The organism is Marinobacter sp. ELB17, assembly GCF_000169375.1.
Taxonomy (GTDB): domain Bacteria; phylum Pseudomonadota; class Gammaproteobacteria; order Pseudomonadales; family Oleiphilaceae; genus Marinobacter.
In genome coordinates, this window is sequence record NZ_AAXY01000009.1 from 22,217 (window position 1) to 35,819 (window position 13,603).

The window sequence follows — 13,603 nt, forward strand, 5'->3', positions numbered from 1 at the left end:
GCAAGGTCGCGAGGCCCATAGGAAGCTCCCAGGCTCACCCAGCGCTGCCTGCGCGTTATTTGCCATCCCCGCTTCGCAGGGCAAATGCTGAACGAGCTTCAGTCGCGCGTGCAGTTTGGCACTAACTTGATTAGGGCGGAGCGGCAACGCTGGTTAAATGTGGGCTTAAAAGCCCATGAATCCAAAATAGCTGGACAGGAAAAACGCGGTTGAGCCAATCATTATGAAGGCCCAAGCGGCCGTGGTGTAAGACGCTCTGCGTGAAAGTCTCATGGCGATTTCTTCCTTTTTTTATAGTTTATTTCAGTTATGCGCCTCGTCGGTCACTATAGACTATGGCACGCGACTGGGACTCATGGGTGCTTTTTTTCAATTGGGTTTTCGATTGATACATTCCATTCACAAAAAAACGCCGGGAGCTTAGCGCTTGCCGGCGTTTTTTTGATCTTCAGGTCGGCTTAGTGGCCGCCCTGCACCTGGCCCATGTCGGTAGCCACGGCCACCGCTCTTTTGTTCCAGGAGCGAAATTTGCGTGCGATCACCTGAACCATGAGACGGCTGGCTTCACGGGTGTACTGGCTCCGGATAGCGCCACTGTTGTGGAGGATGGATGACGGCAACTGGTGAACGGTTGCGACTGGCTTGGTGGCCATAGTGCTTTCCTCCTTTAAGAAATTTCTCAACAGTGAGTTTCGGGTGTTTGCCGAACATGTAGTTAACTATATAGATTCATATTCGCAGTATAAATACGTTATAATCCCTATCCACGTTGCAAATATGCAGTGATCTATGGATTGGGATTATTTAAGATATGTACGTGCTTTGGCAATAGGTGGAACGCTCGCCAAAGCCGGAGAAATACTGGGCGTGCACCAAACCACGGTGTTGCGTCGGCTTGACCATATGGAGGAGGCCCTGGCAGTTCGGCTTTTCGAGCGCAGCCGCGAAGGTTTGAAGCTGACGGCTGCCGGCGAAATGGCTTTTCACGAGGCTGAAAAACTGGCGGCGGAAATAGAAAACCTGGAGCGCAAACTACGCCAGGAAACAACTGCGCTTGAGGGCAAGATACGCATCGCCACCCCGGACACGCTGATGGCTGAGCTGTTAGCGCCGATTCTGGCGAGCCTGCTTATAAAGTACCCAGACATCGAACTGGAAGTTCTGACCGACAACGACGTCAGCAATTTAAGCCATCGCGAAGCCGATTTGACCCTGCGCCCGGAAAACAAACCCCAGGCGACATGGGAAGGTGAGCGCATTGCGGCGATGGAATACGCGGTGTATGCCACCCCGGGATACTGTCGCCGTAACCGCGGTTTCGATATCGACCAGCGGCCGGAACAGCTGCGCTGGATTATCCCCGATGAAACCTTCAGCCTGCTGGCTACCGGGCGTTGGTACCGTCGCCACCTGAAACATGTAACCTCGGTGATTCGTTGTAATAGCTTGCAGGCAATGGTGGCGCTGGCCCGCAGCGGTGCAGGGGTGGCTGTATTGCCCTGTTATCTGGGCGAAGACGCTCGTGAATTGCGGCGCCTGTCGGAGCCGCTGGAAGGTGAAAGTGTGGATTTATGGCTACACGTGAATCAGGACACCCAACAAATGGCGCGGGTGCGGCTGGTGATGGCTTTTCTGGTATCCCGCTTGCGGGCTCTTGAGGCTAGCCTGGAGTTCAGCACCACGTACTAATGCTCGCTGCGGTGTGCCGCAGGGCGATCAACCCTACCAAACTGTCATCCGCTCGCGCAGGGATTTACTTGCCGCGTGGGCGTTGGCCGTGTCATAAACAGCCCACATTATCTTTGGATGGCGGCATTATGATGGGTGGTAACAAAATCTGTTTTTTTTTGATGTCGGCGGCACTGCTGGGTAACCCTGCGCTTGCTGTTGCGGCAACGTCACCCGCTGCAAAACAGCAGCAGACGGTGGACGCCAGGCAGGTGCTCAGAGCCTCGCCAATGGACGAAATTATTGCCCAGTACCCGGCCATGATGAGCCAGGGCATACGCGATGGCCTTAAGCAGACAGGGCAGGTTCCGCCGATGGTCGCTGACGCGGTTGGGTATGTGGTTAGCAACAATTTTAATCCGCAGAAAATAGAGCAGCAGGTGGCAGGCCGCCTGCAGGCGGAGTTGAGCAATGGGCAGCTGCAAGCCGTGGCTGACTGGTACAACACGCCCGTCGCACAGAAAATCTCAAGAGCCGAAGTAGCCGCGTCAGCACCGGCGGTGTGGTCGCAAATTAGCGCGCAGGCCGACCAACTGGCCCAAAGATTCGGCAATACCGATCGTGCCAAGAGTTTCGTGCGTTTTGACCGCGCTTCGCACGCAACCCAAAGCGCTGTTGATACCACCATTGCGGTGCAGCTTGGGTTAGCGTCTACCATGGCAGCGTTCAGCAGTAATTCGGTAAACTTCGAAACGCTTCAAAAGCGTATAGAAAGCCAGCGCCCGGTTTTGAAAGGAGTTGTGGAGCAGCAGGTGTTTAACAGTTACCTGTATGCCTACCAGGATATCAGTGGTGCGGAAATGGAGCAGTATCTAAGGTTTCTGGAAAGCGATGGCGGCGCGGCTTTTACCCGCGTGGTATCCAGTGGCGTGAAGCAAGCGGTTATTGAGCCTGTAGAGAGCATTGGCGAGCAGCTGGGCCAGTTTTTAGCACCCCAGGCCACTACGAAATAGTCGTTATGTAAGAAAGTCGTTTTGTACTAAACGCCCGGCGATCCATGAGCGATTCGCCGGGCGAACAGATCAGCCGCGGCTGGTCACTTCCAGCAGGTGATAGCCGAACTGGGTTTTTACCGGGCCCTGCACGGTGTTCAGGTCAGCGCTAAAAACCACGGTGTCGAATTCCGGAACCATCTGGCCGGGGCCGAAGGAGCCCAGGTCGCCGCCGTTACCGCCAGACGGACAAGATGAGTGCTTCTTAGCGACTTCGGCAAAATCCTGCCCGCCTTCGATGTCTTTTTTCAGTTCTTCACACTTTGCTTCGGTGTCTACCAGAATGTGACGCGCTGTTGCTTGTGCCATGTTTTGCTTCCTTAAGTATGTTTGAGTGTCTAAAGACGACTGGCGAATGCTGCCCGCCATGGCGGCCTCTGGCAAGAGCTTTTTGTCAGTGTTAATGTTGGCTGACCATTTTGTGCGCAATCCTGTACAATACCGCGTCTATTTTCAGCCGCTCCGGATTCCCTGGTGAATTGCCGGTACCGGCCTTACGTCTACAGGTTGCTGCCTTGATCGCTACTGCCAATATTACGATGCAATTCGGGGCCAAGCCCCTGTTCGAAAACGTCTCAGCCAAATTCGGTAACGGCAATCGCTATGGCCTGATTGGTGCCAACGGTTGTGGAAAGTCGACGCTGATGAAAATCATGGGTGGCGATCTGGAGCCGTCCTCCGGGCACATTATGCTCGATTCTAATATTCGCCTGGGTAAATTACGCCAGGACCAGTTCGCGTTTGAAAGTTCAACAGTGATTGACACCGTGATCATGGGCCACGAAGAATTGTGGACGGTGAAGAAAGAGCGCGACCGTATCTATTCGCTGCCAGAGATGACCGAAGACGACGGCATGGCCGTGGCGGATCTGGAAGTGCAATTTGCCGAGATGGACGGTTATACCTCGGAATCCCGCGCCGGTGAGTTATTGCTGGGCCTGGACATTCCTTTGGACCAGCACGATGGCCTGATGAGCGCACTGGCGCCCGGCTGGAAGCTGCGGGTTTTGCTGGCCCAGGCACTGTTTTCAAATCCGGATGTGTTGTTGCTGGACGAGCCCACTAACCACCTGGACATTAACACCATCCGCTGGCTGGAAAGCATTCTGGTGGCGCGCAACAGCACCATGATTATTATTTCCCACGACCGCCACTTCCTGAACAGCGTGTGCACCCACATGGCGGATCTGGATTACGGTGAGTTGCGCTTGTTCCCGGGTAACTACGATGAGTACATGACCGCTGCCACCCAGGCCCGCGAGCGCATGCTGTCAGAAAATGCCAAGAAAAAGATCCAAATTGCCGAGCTTCAGCAATTTGTTAGTCGTTTTTCGGCTAACGCCTCTAAAGCCAAGCAGGCCACTTCGCGGGCGCGCCAGATCGACAAGATTCAACTGGATGATGTAAAACCGTCCAGCCGTATCAGCCCGTTTATCCGTTTTGAATCGGGTAAAAAGATTCACCGCCAAGCGTTAACGCTGAAGGAATTGACCAAGGGTTTTACCGACATCCCGCTGTTCAAAAAACTCAGTCTGCAAATTGAAGCCGGTGAACGGGTTGCGATCATTGGACCCAATGGCGTTGGAAAAACCACGTTTTTACAGTGTCTGACAGGGGCTTACCAGCCGGATAGCGGTGAGGTGAAGTGGACTGACAGTGCTCAGGTTGGCTATTTTGCCCAGGACCACACGTCAGATTTCGCTCAGGACATGAACCTGAACGACTGGATGGCACGCTGGACCACCGGCGGCGAGCAAGTGATTCGCGGCACATTGGGTCGCATGCTGTTTTCCAGCGACGACATCGAAAAATCTGTTCACGTGTTGTCAGGAGGGGAGCAAGGCCGAATGCTGTTTGGCAAACTGATTTTGCAACAGCCCAATGTGATGCTGCTGGACGAACCCACCAACCACATGGACATGGAGTCAATTGAAGCGTTAAACCTGGCTCTTGAAAACTATGAAGGCACACTTATTTTTGTGAGCCACGACCGGGAGTTTGTATCGTCCCTGGCGACCCGTATTATTGAACTCGACGCTAGCGGAGTCATCGATTTCAGCGGCAACTACGACGAATACCTGCGAAGCCGCGGCTACGTATGAGTAAGAGCAACTAACGCACTTGGTTATGCAAGAGGGTAGGGTGTGAACCAGTCAGACATTATTAGCGCTACCCGTAACTGGGTGGACACGGTAGTCGTTGGGTTGAACTTCTGTCCGTTCGCCAAGCGCGAACTCGCGAAAGGCAGCGTGCGTTTTACGGTGTGCGAAGCGACAAACGAAGAGTTCTTGCTGCAGTATCTGCAGCAGGAACTACAGCGCCTGGATAACGAGCCAGATCTGGAAACCACGCTGCTGATTCACCCCTACGCACTGGGCGACTTCATGCGGTACAACGAGTTTCTGGAAGAAGCCAACGGCCTGTTGGCGGTTCTGGAACTGGAAGGTGTTTACCAGGTTGCCAGTTTTCACCCGCACTATCAGTTCGCTGGCACCGGGCCGGATGATGCCGAGAACTACACCAATCGATCGCCCTACCCGATGCTGCATCTGCTGCGCGAAGCCAGCCTGGAAGTGGCCATTGATCACTATCCGAACGTAGATGACATTCCAGACCGTAATATTGAACTCACGCAAAAACTGGGTGTCCAGAAAATGCGCGCCCTTCTGGCGAGATGCCTGGAAAATCCTTCCTGACCGGAGTGTGCATGTCTGAAATCCGTCACCGTTCCCGCCCCTTCAGCTCTGGTCAGCGGCTGCCAGATACTGACATAACGCCCAATGCGCACCAGCCCGAGCAGGCCGGTGCCATGCTCGCCGACTATATTCACAGCCATCCCAGATTGTTGATTCTGACCGGCGCTGGTGTCAGCACCGATTCCGGTATTCCGGATTACCGCGATGGCGACGGCGCCTGGAAGCGAAAGCAGCCGGTGCAGCATCAGGCCTTTATGGGCAGCGTTCAAACCCGCCAACGTTACTGGGGCCGCAGCCTGATAGGCTGGCCGCTGATGCGCAACGCCTCACCGAATGCATCTCACCATCATATTTCCCAGCTTGAAATGCTCAATCACAGTTCGCTGGTGGTCACCCAGAATGTTGACAGGTTGCACCAAAAAGCAGGTACTCAGGCGGTAACTGATTTGCACGGCCGCGCTGACGAGGTGCTATGCATGAGCTGCGATTATCGATGCATGAGGGACGAGGTACACCAGCGCTGTGCGATTCTTAATCCGCAGTTCAGTGCGTTTACGGCGGACGTGGCGCCGGATGGTGATGCCGATTTAGACATTAATTTTGCAGACTTCCAGTTGGCAGACTGCCCGGTGTGTGGCGGTATTTTAAAACCGGACGTGGTGTTCTTTGGTGATTACGTACCCAAACAGCGGGTGAATGCGGCACTGGATGCGCTTAAAGCCAGCGACGGCCTACTGGTGATTGGCTCGTCACTGATGGTTTACTCCGGATTCCGCTTTTGCCGTTACGCTCATGAATGGGGTAAGCCCATCGCGACATTGAACCTGGGCCGAACCCGTGCGGAATCTCTGGCAATGCTCAGACTTAACGCCAGCATTTCGGACACCCTTCGGGTTTGCGTGAACCAGCTTTAGCCGCAAGCCGGGTAAAAAATCCGTTCGCGTGGAATTGCATTGTATGAAAACCTGTTCTAGGCTGAAAGTACGTGTTAATTCATGAGGATAGGAGGAGTTCAATTTTGAGCAGCTTGCATGTTTACAAGAAAGTTGAAATTGTAGGGTCATCTCCCAACAGCATTGAGGAGGCTATTCAGAACGCACTGGACGAATGTGGTAAAAGCCTGCGTAACATGGAGTGGTTTGAAGTGGTTGAAACCCGCGGCCACATTGTTGACGGCAAGGTGGGCCATTACCAGGTCAGTTTGAAAATTGGCTTTCGCATTGGTAAAGACTGATTTTGCACGCTAGTTCATGTTGAATGGCAAAATCAAAAAGGCGGCTGCGCAATCAGCCGCCTTTTTCATTTTCAGTCTGGCGAAATGGCAGTAATGTTTTACTCTCTTCAAAATAGCCGCGAACTCCCTCGCGCTCTTCAGCGACAAAATTTGCAATGGCATCGCGAAAGCCCGGATGTTCTATGCCGTGCCACGAGTGGGTGAGTAGCGGCTCAAAACCCCGTACCAGTTTGTGCTCACCCTGAGCACCGGCGTCAAAATGCTGCAGGCCAAGGTCTATGGCCAGTTCTATTCCCTGGTAATAGCAGGTTTCAAAGTGCAAATGATTGTACTCGTCCAGGCAACCCCAGTAGCGCCCGTAAAGGGTGTCAGTGCCGCTTAGAAACAGCGCGCTGGCGATCATTTCACCTTGTTTGAGCGCTATCACGATGTGCACATGCTCTGGCACCTGGCGGAACAAACGCTCGAAAAAGTCACGGTTCAGATAGGGCCGCTGGCCGCGCTTAAGATAAGTTGCCTGGTAGAACACGTAGAAACTATCAAGCACTCGGTCAGATATGTCCGAGCCGCTGACACGCTGAAACTCAATGCCCTGATCGCTGACCTGTTTGCGTTCTTTGCGGATGGACTTGCGCTTGCGCGATGTTAATAGCGCCAGAAAGTCGTCAAAGGCGCCGTACCCGGCATTGTGCCAGTGAAACTGGCAGCCTAGCCGATGCAATTGCGAGCTGTCTGGTGTTTGCGGCTGGCAAAGCAGCGCTTGATCCGCGCTGTTGGGAAACAGCAGATGCCAGGAATGGGCGCCGAGTGCAGTGGTGGCTGTATCAAGCAGTTTATGAAGCGATGCGCTGTCCAGAATTTCGCGCAGCTGCGGTGTTAGCAGCAGCCGCGGCCCCTGTGACGGGGTAAAGGGAATGGCCATTAGCAACTTTGGATAATAAGGCTGGCCGTGACGCTGGTAGGCTTCGGCCCAGGCAAAATCGAACACGTATTCGCCGCGGGAATTGTTTTTTAAGAATGCTGGAATAATGCCGGTAACCTGACCCTGCTGGCGGATCACCAGATGGCTGGGCTGCCAGCCGGTAGCAGCATTGGTGCAACCGCTGTGCTCCAGTGCCTGAAGAAAATCGTATCGCGCAAAGGGGTAATCGCTGCCGGCCAAGCTCTGCCAGTCTGCAGCGTTAATATCGTCGATAGACCGGCAAATGTGGATCTTGCTTTGTGCAGGGCCGTCAAAGGTAAGGCTTAGTGGTTGGCTATCTGGCTGGTTCATGTAAGTTCGATTTCCTGTAAGACGATGCACTCACTGCACATACCTTACGCCAGAACCACCCAGGCGATCACCCGTTGCGATTTATTTAGCCATCTTGTCGCAACGCTTTTGCTGTTTCTCCATTTTCTTTTGCATCTGTTGCTGACGCTCTTTTTGCATATCGTTCCAGGTTTCGCGCTGTTCATCGGTTAGCTTAAGACGGTCGGCCGTTTCGTTGCGGCGTTCCATCATTTTTTGCTGATGTTGCGCATGCCGGGCCTGCATGTCAGTGCTGTTCATTTGTTCACACTGCTCCTGCATTCGTTGATGCTTGTCCGGACCTTTTTCGAAGCCTTGGGCCATGGCAAGCGGAGCGGTGGACAGCAATGCGCAGGCCATCAGGGCAGCTGCGATGCGAACAGATTGGGGTGTTTTCATGGTGATTTCTCCGGTAACGGGTTTGCGACGAAGCCAGTAAGGGTTAGTGGCTTCGTTTAGGGGGCTCCATGTTAATCAATGCAGTGTCAATTGCTGTCAGCGTTGGGTAAAGGTTCTGTAAAGCCTTTGCGGCCAGCCAAATTGGGTGAGTGCGGGCATGGTAGACTTGCGCTAAGCCAGAGCAGTTCCAGACGGAGTGAAGCAGGCATGCAAAATCGGGTGCTATTAATAGAAGATGACGACGAGCTGCGCATGTTGCTGGCCCGTTACCTTGTTACCCAAGGCTTCACCGTGCGCGAAGCGGCCAACGGTAAAGACGGACTGGCACTGGCTCGAAGCGAATCCTGTGACATTGTGGTTCTGGATATTATGCTGCCTGATATCAACGGGCTCGACGTACTGCGACAGCTGCGTGTCAGTGCCCATCTGCCAGTGATTCTGCTGACCGCCCACGGTGATGAAACTGATCGCATTGTGGGCTTTGAAGTGGGTGCCGATGATTATATCTCCAAACCCTGCAACCCCCGTGAGCTGGTGGCACGTTTGCACGCACTGTTGCGCCGTATTGCGTGGGACCAGAAAGCGGACCTGGACGACAGTCGAAGCTACGGTGATTTGCGCCTTGAGCCCGACCACAGGCGGGTGCGCCAGAATGGCACGCCGCTGGACTTGACCGCTACCGAATACGAAGTTCTGCAGGTGCTTCTGGCTCACGCCGGCAGTGTGGTGCGTAAAACCGATCTTATGCAGTGGGCGCTGGGCCGGCGCCTTGAGACTTACGATCGAACTCTGGATATGCACATTAGCAATCTGCGCAAGAAACTCGGCAACGAAGAACCGCCGCGCATCGAAACCGTGCGCGGGCTTGGTTATAGCTACCGGGTAGTGCCATGAAACCATTCCACAGCACAAACAATAACGGCGCCGATGAAGCTGCCGAGCCGCGGCGACGTTTTACGGTGTCATTGTTTTGGCGCATTTTTTTGATGGTGTGGCTGGCCATGGCGTTAACGCTGGGAGCTGGACAGCTGGTGTCACGGTTGCTGGTGGCACAAGAACAGCAGGCCATGACGCGCCAGCTTGGGCTGTATGAGCTAGGCCAGGAAGTGCTGGCGCTCAGCCAGAGCGGCGGCGGTGATGCGGCCCGCCAGTTTTTGCGCCAGCAAGGCCGAACTCTGGGCCTGCACCTGATACTGGCCGCGCCCGAGGCTTCCGGCGAGCCCGGCCATAGTCGAAACCTGCCGGCCTCCGTTCGTAAACGCATGGATTCGCACTGGTTTGCCTTGAAACCCGCAGTGATTGAACTGGCAGGCAATTATAGGTTGATTGCCTGGCCGCGCGGCAAATCCGCCGGCTGGTTGACCCCTGGGTCTTTAAGATCCATTAACGCTGGCTTTGCGGTAGTGCTGATTTCCCTGGCCTGCTGGCTGATTGCCCGGCGCCTGTCACGGCCGTTAAAAATCATGGAGGCCACCGCTCGCGCTATTGCCGCCGGCGACAAAAGCCTGCGGGTTGACCCCAAAGTTGCCTCGCGCCGTGATGAGATTGGCGCCCTTGCCAGTGCATTTAACGCTATGACGGCACAGCTGTGGGGTCTTCTTGATCGCCAGCAGCAATTATTACGGGATATTTCCCACGATTTGCGCACGCCACTGGCACGGCAGCGGGTAGCCATTGAACTGGCTCTGGACGGCGGCGGCGATGGTGCATTGCTAAACAGCATACTGCGTCAGAACGAACGCCTGGAAGCCATGACTGAACAGGTGTTGACCCTTTACCGGTTGGCCGCCCAGGGCGAGCAGTTTGCGTGCCAGCCAGTGGCTGTTATGGAGCTATTAAACGCTGTACTGCAAGACGCAGCAGGGTATGCCCGTGGACGGGATGTGAAATGCCGGCTGAATGCGAGCGAGCAGGCAACTCACGTGCTGGTTCTGGGTGATGCCGGGCTGTTGCACCGAGCCTTTGACAATATTCTGCAGAATGCTCTGGACCATACGCCACCAGGACAAGCCTTGACGGTTGCGGCCACGGTTGCAGACAACCGGTTATGGATTGAAATCACCGACAGCGGCCCCGGTGCGCCAGACGAAGCCCTGGCGCACCTGTTTGAGCCGTTCTACCGCAGCGACCAATCCCGTGGTGGCCAGGGCTGGGGCCTGGGGCTGGCAATCGCACAAAAGGTAATTTTCGCCCACGATGGCGAGGTCTCCGCCGCCAACGCGGTCGCTGGAGGCCTGGTGGTAAGGGTCCAGTTGCCAGTGTTTGTGGTCAGCTGAGCTTCTGAGAACCCGAATAGCGTCGTTGCAATGTCTCGATTTGGAACCATCAATATCTAGAGCGCGCTCGAGAGCAAAATAGGCAAAATCGAATGAAAAAAGACTACCCCGTCCCCGCCGGTTATCTGGAGCGGGTCACGGAAATTAAAAAGAGCCGGTTTATAGCCCGCGTGGCTCCGGTAAACAGTCGCGATGAGGTTCATCAATGGCTGGCACAGGCGCAGGCAGATCATAATGATGCCCGCCATATCTGCTGGGCGTATCAGATTGGCCGTCCGGGCTCGGCAGCCGAAGCCGCCATGAACGACGACGGCGAGCCCTCTGGCACCGCTGGAAAACCGATACTCAGTGTTATTCAGCATAAAGACATGGGGGATGTACTGGTATTGGTCATTCGCTATTTTGGCGGCATAAAGCTGGGCGCAGGTGGCCTGGTGCGGGCCTACGCAGGCGCCGCAGAAAGTGTACTGTCGGCGGTAGAACGGGTAGTGCATCAGCCCAGCCAGCTAGCCTTGGCGGTGATTGGTTTTGCCGATGAACAACCTCTGCGGCATTGGTGCGAACGGCACAACGCGACCATTACCGAGATCAATTATGGCCAGCAAGTGGCGGTATCTGTTGACGTGCCAGAACCTGCGACAGAAAATTTTGCTGGTTTTTGCAACGCCCGCGGACTGAATTATCATTTCGATACCTGACCCGCTCGCCGGGCAGCGCGTATACTCTATCGGGCCGCTAATTTGAGGAGAACGCACTAATGCGCTTTGTAACCTGTGTAGTTGTCGCGCTGGCTCTGGCCGGTTGCGCAAGCAACGTGGTGACGGATTATAATTCAGCCACGCCTTTTGGTGATTACAACACCTGGGCCTACGCCGACGATGCCGGCTCCGATTCTTTTATGTCGCTCGACGGCAGCCGCGTAAAAAGCGCGCTGGAACGTGAGCTGGCAAGCAAGGCTATGAAGCCGGTAAGCGCTGCTGAGGCCGACGTGCTGGTAAATTGGCACATTACAAAGGAAGAGCGCCTTGAGCAAAGCGGTTTGGGCCTGGGGTTAGGGTTTGGTACCGGTAATTTTGGTTGGGGGCTGTCGGCACCGCCTCCGGTGCGAGAAGTCAACGAAGGTAAACTGGTGATTGAACTGGCTGATGCGCAAAGCCGCCAGGTGATTTGGCGTGCAGCCAGCAGGCGTTACCTGAACGAAAACCAATCACCAGAAACGCGGCGCAAGCTGATCGACGAAGTGGTTCAGGAAATGTTCACCAAATATCCGCCCGGGCTGGACTGAATGAGTAAAAAGCACGACGGTGGACTGGTTTATTCCACCGATCAGGGCCGCATGTGCCCCCGGTGTCGTCATCCGCAGGAACAGTGCAGCTGCGGCCGGGAACAACGCCCGCTGGGTGACGGTGTCGTGCGGGTCAGTCGCGAAACCAAAGGCCGCAAAGGTAAGGGCGTTACTCTGATTAGCGGCATACCTTTGGCAGAAAAAAAGCTGAAAGCCTACACCAAAGAGCTTAAAGCCAAATGCGGCACCGGTGGCACCCTAAAAGACGGCATTGTTGAAATTCAGGGCGACCAACGAGATATTCTATTGCCGTTGCTGATGCAAAAAGGCTGGGTGGTAAAACGTTCCGGTGGCTGACCCTGCTCATCAACAAACAGCCATTACTAAGCAGTAAGCAATAATCGACGATGAACAACACGAATAACCGACAGGAACGGGTATGCACGTAGTGGTTTTAGGCGCGGGTGTGGTTGGCGTTACCAGTGCCTGGTTTTTGCAGCGTCAGGGTTACCAAGTCACAGTGATAGATCGTCAGCCAGCAGCCGGGCTTGAAACCAGTTACGCCAACGGCGGCCAGATTTCAGTGTGCCATGCCGAGCCTTGGGCCAACCCATCGACACCGCTGAAGGTTCTGAAATGGCTGCACCGTAATGACGCGCCGCTGCTGTTCCGGCCACGACTGGATGCTGCCCAATGGCGCTGGGCGCTGGCGTTTCTGGGCCAATGCACCTCTGCACGGGCGGCTGACAATCTGCGTCAGATGGTCAACCTGGGCCTTTACAGCCGCAGCAAATTACAGGAACTGCGGGCCGAACTGGGTTTAGAGTACGACCATCTGACCCGTGGAATTCTGCACTTTTACACCAACCAGAAAGAATTCGACAGCGCCCTGGAACCGGCGCGGCAGATGCGCGAGCTGGGGTGTGACCGGCAAGTGGTGAGTGCTGCGCGGGCAATCGAACTGGAGCCGGCTTTGGCGCCCTTGAAGCATCGCCTCGCAGGGGGCACCTACACCGAGGAAGACGAATCCGGTGATGCTCGCAAATTTACCCAGGCCCTGGCGGAGCGCTGTAAACAAGCGGGTGTGGTGTTCAAACACAACACCGAAGTGGTTGGGTTTGAGCGCGGTATCGGGCGTATCGATGCGGTGGAAACCCTGTCCCAAGGCCATCACCATAATCTGCGTGCAGACGCTTGGGTTCTCAGTTTGGGTAGCTTTAGCGCGCCACTGGTGCGGCAATTGGGACTGGCTTTGAATATTTATCCAGCCAAGGGCTATTCCATCACCGTGCCGGTGAAAAATCCTGAGGCGGCGTTCAATGTCAGCCTGACCGACGATGAGTACAAGCTGGTTTACTCACGTTTGGGTGATCGTATGCGGATTGCGGGTACGGCAGAGCTCAGCGGCTATTCCAGACGCCTGAATGTCACCCGCTGCCGGGCCGTGTTGCGCCGGGTGGCGGCTGTTATGCCCGAGGCGGGTCACTGGGAGCAGGCTGAATACTGGAGCGGGTTGCGGCCAACGACGCCGTCCAGCGTGCCCTACGTGGGTAAGAGCGTTATTAGTAATCTGTTTTTGAATACCGGGCATGGTACTTTGGGCTGGACCCATGCCTGCGGGTCAGCGGCCGCGCTGGCGGATATTATCGCCGGGCGGCCGCCGCAGCTGGATTTTCGCTTCAGTGGCGTTTCAGTGACGTAA

Annotated in this window: 16 protein-coding genes; 12 read left to right on the top strand and 4 right to left on the bottom strand. The window is 55.2% G+C overall.

The features are described 5' to 3' along the window. Positions 1 to 458: 458 nt before the first annotated feature. Positions 459 to 653 (bottom strand): hypothetical protein, encoded by a 195-nt coding sequence (locus MELB17_RS12160; protein WP_007350543.1) that lies wholly within the window; start codon positions 651 to 653, stop codon positions 459 to 461. Between the two features lie 136 nt (positions 654 to 789). Here MELB17_RS12160 and MELB17_RS12165 point away from each other — a divergent pair, with 136 nt between their 5' ends. Both MELB17_RS12165 and MELB17_RS12170 read left to right on the top strand, forming a co-directional pair. Continuing rightward, positions 790 to 1,689 carry a LysR family transcriptional regulator gene (locus MELB17_RS12165; protein ID WP_007350544.1) on the top strand — a complete coding sequence of 300 codons (900 nt, stop codon included), beginning with the start codon at positions 790 to 792 and terminating at the stop codon, positions 1,687 to 1,689. 128 nt (positions 1,690 to 1,817) lie between these two features. Beyond that, positions 1,818 to 2,681 (top strand): DUF2059 domain-containing protein, encoded by an 864-nt coding sequence (locus MELB17_RS12170; RefSeq protein ID WP_036184690.1) that lies wholly within the window; start codon positions 1,818 to 1,820, stop codon positions 2,679 to 2,681. Positions 2,682 to 2,750: 69 nt separating this feature from the next. Here the strand turns inward: MELB17_RS12170 and MELB17_RS12175 are convergent, their stop codons facing one another. Continuing rightward, the gene (locus MELB17_RS12175; protein WP_083796387.1) at positions 2,751 to 3,089 is read right to left on the bottom strand and encodes a peptidylprolyl isomerase; all 339 of its coding nucleotides are present in this window, start codon (positions 3,087 to 3,089) and stop codon (positions 2,751 to 2,753) included. A 146-nt stretch (positions 3,090 to 3,235) separates the two neighbouring features. Here MELB17_RS12175 and MELB17_RS12180 point away from each other — a divergent pair, with 146 nt between their 5' ends. From MELB17_RS12180 to MELB17_RS12195, 4 genes are all read left to right on the top strand, one after another. Continuing rightward, on the top strand, positions 3,236 to 4,822 hold the full coding sequence (locus tag MELB17_RS12180) for an ABC-F family ATPase (protein WP_007350548.1): 1,587 nt from the start codon (positions 3,236 to 3,238) through the stop codon (positions 4,820 to 4,822). 42 nt (positions 4,823 to 4,864) lie between these two features. Next, positions 4,865 to 5,416: a DUF1415 domain-containing protein gene (locus MELB17_RS12185; RefSeq protein WP_007350549.1), complete on the top strand. Its 552-nt coding sequence runs from the start codon at positions 4,865 to 4,867 to the stop codon at positions 5,414 to 5,416. A gap of 11 nt (positions 5,417 to 5,427) precedes the next feature. Continuing rightward, a complete protein-coding gene (locus MELB17_RS12190) occupies positions 5,428 to 6,330 on the top strand; it encodes an NAD-dependent protein deacetylase (RefSeq protein WP_007350550.1) in 903 nt (300 codons plus the stop codon). A gap of 104 nt (positions 6,331 to 6,434) precedes the next feature. After that, positions 6,435 to 6,650, top strand: coding sequence for a dodecin (locus tag MELB17_RS12195; protein WP_007350551.1), 216 nt, complete (start codon positions 6,435 to 6,437; stop codon positions 6,648 to 6,650). A 52-nt stretch (positions 6,651 to 6,702) separates the two neighbouring features. Here MELB17_RS12195 and MELB17_RS12200 read toward each other — a convergent pair whose 3' ends face one another. Further along, positions 6,703 to 7,923, bottom strand: a complete 1,221-nt coding sequence (locus MELB17_RS12200) for a GNAT family N-acetyltransferase (RefSeq protein WP_007350552.1) — start codon at positions 7,921 to 7,923, stop codon at positions 6,703 to 6,705. Between the two features lie 81 nt (positions 7,924 to 8,004). Then, positions 8,005 to 8,340: a hypothetical protein gene (locus MELB17_RS12205; protein ID WP_007350553.1), complete on the bottom strand. Its 336-nt coding sequence runs from the start codon at positions 8,338 to 8,340 to the stop codon at positions 8,005 to 8,007. 207 nt (positions 8,341 to 8,547) lie between these two features. Here MELB17_RS12205 and MELB17_RS12210 point away from each other — a divergent pair, with 207 nt between their 5' ends. The 6 genes from MELB17_RS12210 (at position 8,548) to MELB17_RS12235 (ending at position 13,603) form a co-directional block, all read left to right on the top strand. Beyond that, the gene (locus MELB17_RS12210; protein WP_007350554.1) at positions 8,548 to 9,234 is read left to right on the top strand and encodes a response regulator transcription factor; all 687 of its coding nucleotides are present in this window, start codon (positions 8,548 to 8,550) and stop codon (positions 9,232 to 9,234) included. Next, positions 9,231 to 10,616, top strand: coding sequence for a sensor histidine kinase (locus MELB17_RS12215; RefSeq protein WP_007350555.1), 1,386 nt, complete (start codon positions 9,231 to 9,233; stop codon positions 10,614 to 10,616). The genes MELB17_RS12210 and MELB17_RS12215 overlap by 4 nt, the downstream gene beginning before the upstream one ends. 92 nt (positions 10,617 to 10,708) lie before the next feature. After that, a complete protein-coding gene (locus MELB17_RS12220) occupies positions 10,709 to 11,314 on the top strand; it encodes a YigZ family protein (protein WP_007350556.1) in 606 nt (201 codons plus the stop codon). A gap of 59 nt (positions 11,315 to 11,373) precedes the next feature. Continuing rightward, positions 11,374 to 11,901: a DUF4136 domain-containing protein gene (locus MELB17_RS12225; protein WP_007350557.1), complete on the top strand. Its 528-nt coding sequence runs from the start codon at positions 11,374 to 11,376 to the stop codon at positions 11,899 to 11,901. Then, complete coding sequence (locus tag MELB17_RS12230; RefSeq protein ID WP_007350558.1) at positions 11,902 to 12,258, top strand: translation initiation factor Sui1; 357 nt, start codon at positions 11,902 to 11,904, stop codon at positions 12,256 to 12,258. Between the two features lie 82 nt (positions 12,259 to 12,340). Continuing rightward, positions 12,341 to 13,603, top strand: a complete 1,263-nt coding sequence (locus MELB17_RS12235) for a D-amino acid dehydrogenase (RefSeq protein WP_007350559.1) — start codon at positions 12,341 to 12,343, stop codon at positions 13,601 to 13,603.